Below are 3,410 nucleotides of genomic sequence, written 5' to 3'. Positions count from 1 at the left end.
GGAGAACAAAAAGCCCGATCATCTTACCGGCAAAAATGGTTGCCCCGAGTTTCCAGTTTTTCTGTTTTACCAGATTCTCTCTGATCCTGGCTAAATAGAGACCTCTTTCGAGGCTTATTGTTCCTGATTTCATGGCATTGATATTTGAATGTTTGCCAAATACGCAATAGTGTTGTTGTCACTCTCTGATTCGCAGCTCTTTTCTCAACAAAAGGCAACTCTCCATAACGCTCATTCCCTGACTTTGGCGAGAAAACAAGAAAAGCCGCCCTGCAGAAAGGCGGCTTTTCTTTGTAGGGTAAAGTTCCTTGCGTATTACTTTGAGAGCGGCGTCTCAGAGTTTTTGTCAAGTCTGATACCGCAGTAGCCTTCAACACCCATTTCAGGGATATCAAGACCGTCAAGTTCATCTTCAGGCTTGACCCTGTTGCCGATTACGACATCAATCAGCTTGAAGACCACCCATCCTAATGCGCCGATGTAGATAATGTTGGCCGAGATTCCGATGAGCTCGGCATAGAGCTGGCCGGGGTTGCCGTAAAAGAGTCCGGTTACCGGACCGGCTACACCGTTCAGGCCTGCGCCATAGGTGCCATCAGCAAAGAGACCGAGAGCAATACATCCCCATGCACCGTTGACACCGTGTACAGCGATTGCTCCAACCGGGTCATCTATCTTGAGCACTTTCTCAATGAAAAATGCAGCCTCAATAACCAGTACACCTGCAATCAGTCCGATCAATGCCGCAGCCTGAACGGTAACAAAGGCGCAGGGTGCGGTAATCGCAACAAGACCGGCCAGAAGTCCGTTGATCATCATGGTCGGATCCGGTTTTTTGGTCTTGAACCACCACATGTAGAGCATTGCGCCAATTGCACCGGTTGCCGAAGCTATCATGGTGTTCACAGCAACGATACTCATACGGAGGTCGGTTCCTGCAAGGGTGGAACCCGGGTTAAAGCCGAACCAGCCAAAAGCAAGAATAAAGGTGCCGATGACTGCCATAGGAATGTTGTGACCAGGAATGGCGTTCGGTGAACCGTCCTTGTTATACTTGCCAATACGTGGTCCGATGATAATCGCGCCGACCAGGGCAAGGACACCGCCGGTAAGGTGAACAACCGATGAACCGGCAAAATCAACATGTCCATTACCGAGTCCGAACTGGTTGCCCATCTGGGAGAGCCATCCGCCGCCCCATACCCAGTTGCCGTAAACCGGATAGAGTATGGTGCCTACAAAAAAGCCGTAGACAACGAATGCAGAAAATTTCCAGCGCTCAGCCATTGAACCGGTAGGTATGGTTGCCGTGGTATCCATGAAAACCATCTGAAACAGAAAGAGGGCAAATACACTTACATCATAGACTCCGCTGAGGAAGAACCCTTTTGTTCCAAAAAGTCCGAAGGTGTGTCCGAACAGGCTTATGGCAAACTCCTGGTTCAGGCCGTCATAGCCGCCAAGCGTTGCAAGCGGTCCGACTCCGCCGAACATGATCCCGAATCCGCATATAAAAAATGCGAGCATCCCTATCGGATAGATCATCATGTTCATCGACATGGTGTGTGCCGCATTTTTTGCCCTTGTCAAGCCTGATTCAACCATGGCAAAACCGGCCTGCATGAACATGACCAGAAAACCGGTTATCAGGACCCACATCATGTTGATGGAGACCTTGTTTTTTCCGATCTGGTCAGTTATTTCAGTTGCTGTAGGTGAACCGGCAGTTGCTGCAGAAACATCAACGGTAAGGCCGGTTGTTGCTCCACTTGGATCCAGGGACTTAAGTGCAAATGCATCGCCTCCCACCACGATGCAGAGGGTCAGGAATACACCTGACAGAATAATAAGTAGTTTCTTTGACATTGGCCTGTTTGTTGAAATTGTAAAACGTTTAATACCTGGATGACCTCTCTTTTATTCAGTCCTTGTTGAAAAGCGATTCATCACCGCTCTCGCCTGTCCTGATTCTGTAGGACTGAACGATTTCGGAAACGAATATCTTCCCGTCGCCAACCTCACCGGTATAGGCGGTCTTAAGCAGACAGTCGATAGTTTTCTGCAGATTGACATCGCGAACAACAAGGGAGAGATATCTACGGGATATGTATGATGTATCCCGGACGGTTCCCCGGTATATTTCAGTCTTGTGCTTTGTGTCATTGCCCTGGCCTGTGACATCCCACCAGGTGAAGAAATCAATGTCGATGTCATGCAAAGCTTTTTTGACCTCTTCATACCGGCTTGATCGTATGATAGCTTCGATTTTTTTCATGATGTAGTTGGTTACTTTTCTTTTTCTTGAATCAATCTCTCTGTTTTGCCCCGCTGAAGCTGACATTGATGATCGCGGAGGAAAAAGCAGGAGACTACAGCCTTCTTTTTATGTGCCTTTTGTGCTTTATCAGCTCATTACCTCCTTTTTTTAGGGAAAGCGATTGTTCTTGTTAATAATTAAGGATCAGCTCAATAATAACTGAAATTTATTAATAATAAAATACAATTATGTAAATAATGTTAAGAATTTTCACGTTTCTTATGAAGAACCAATGCTATTGACGTTGATTGTCCTTATATTTTGAGGCAGAAAATGTTCTTCTGAAGGTAAATGCAGGTCGCAAAAACGGAAAGGCGGGGTACTCCAATGAAGAGGCAATGCCGTAAAACTATGTTTGACGAAGGGTTGCATTTTATTTATGGATCGATTTTTAGCACATTGAAGTAATGAAACTATCATCATATATACATGGACGTATCAGCAGAAAGCTGTTGGCTTTTTTCTATGGCATCATCCGGCGAACCCGTTACTTTAACGGAACTTCCCGCCAGTATTTCAAACTCACCCTCGATTATCTTCTTGTTCAGCTGAATCTTAATCAGGACATACCGTTTCTTTTTGTGGCGGTTTGCGTTGGTCTGCTGACCGGCTATGTTGCTGTGGTATTTCATGACGCCATTGTTACGATAAGTACCTGGAGCTTTACCGGTCTTCGCTCGTTCGGCAAACATACCTTCATTGACGACTACTGGAAGGTTCTGCTGCCCTTTATCCCTGCATTTGGCGGTCTGCTTGTTGGACTCTACAACGCTTTTATCGTAAAAGCAAGGCCCGGACATGGACTCGCATCGGTCATCAAGGCTGTGGCACAAAATGATGGTGTTATTGACCGCAAACTTTGGTTCCATAAAAGTATTACATCGGTTTTGAGTATCGGTTCAGGCGGAGGTGGCGGTCGTGAAGCGCCAATCGTCCAGGTTGGCGCGGCAATCGGTTCTACAGTAGCCCAGTTGCTTCGATTTTCTCCAAACAAGACCCGTACACTTCTGGGTTGCGGAGCTGCTGCAGGACTGGCCGCTGTCTTCAATGCTCCCATCGGTGGCGTGATGTTTGCTGTTGAAGTGCTGCTCGG

The 3,410-nt window shown here is 47.0% G+C and carries 3 protein-coding genes; 1 reads left to right on the top strand and 2 read right to left on the bottom strand.

The features are described from left to right. Nucleotides 1–315 precede the first annotated feature (315 nt). Entirely contained in the window at nucleotides 316–1,866 is a 1,551-nt protein-coding gene (locus CFERDRAFT_RS11590; protein WP_006367415.1) for an ammonium transporter, read from the bottom strand. Between the two features lie 55 nt (nucleotides 1,867–1,921). Then, nucleotides 1,922–2,275 carry a P-II family nitrogen regulator gene (locus CFERDRAFT_RS11585; protein WP_040433879.1) on the bottom strand — a complete coding sequence of 118 codons (354 nt, stop codon included), beginning with the start codon at nucleotides 2,273–2,275 and terminating at the stop codon, nucleotides 1,922–1,924. Nucleotides 2,276–2,724: 449 nt separating this feature from the next. Between CFERDRAFT_RS11585 and CFERDRAFT_RS11580 the strand changes: the two genes are divergently transcribed. Beyond that, the coding region (locus CFERDRAFT_RS11580; RefSeq protein ID WP_040433877.1) for a chloride channel protein at nucleotides 2,725–3,410 on the top strand (686 nt) is incomplete at its 3' end.

The organism is Chlorobium ferrooxidans DSM 13031, from assembly GCF_000168715.1.
In the GTDB taxonomy this organism is placed as follows: Bacteria; Bacteroidota; Chlorobiia; order Chlorobiales; family Chlorobiaceae; genus Chlorobium; species Chlorobium ferrooxidans.
The sequence above is the reverse complement of the archived record's forward strand: the minus strand, read 5'-3'. Positions and strand labels throughout refer to the sequence as shown.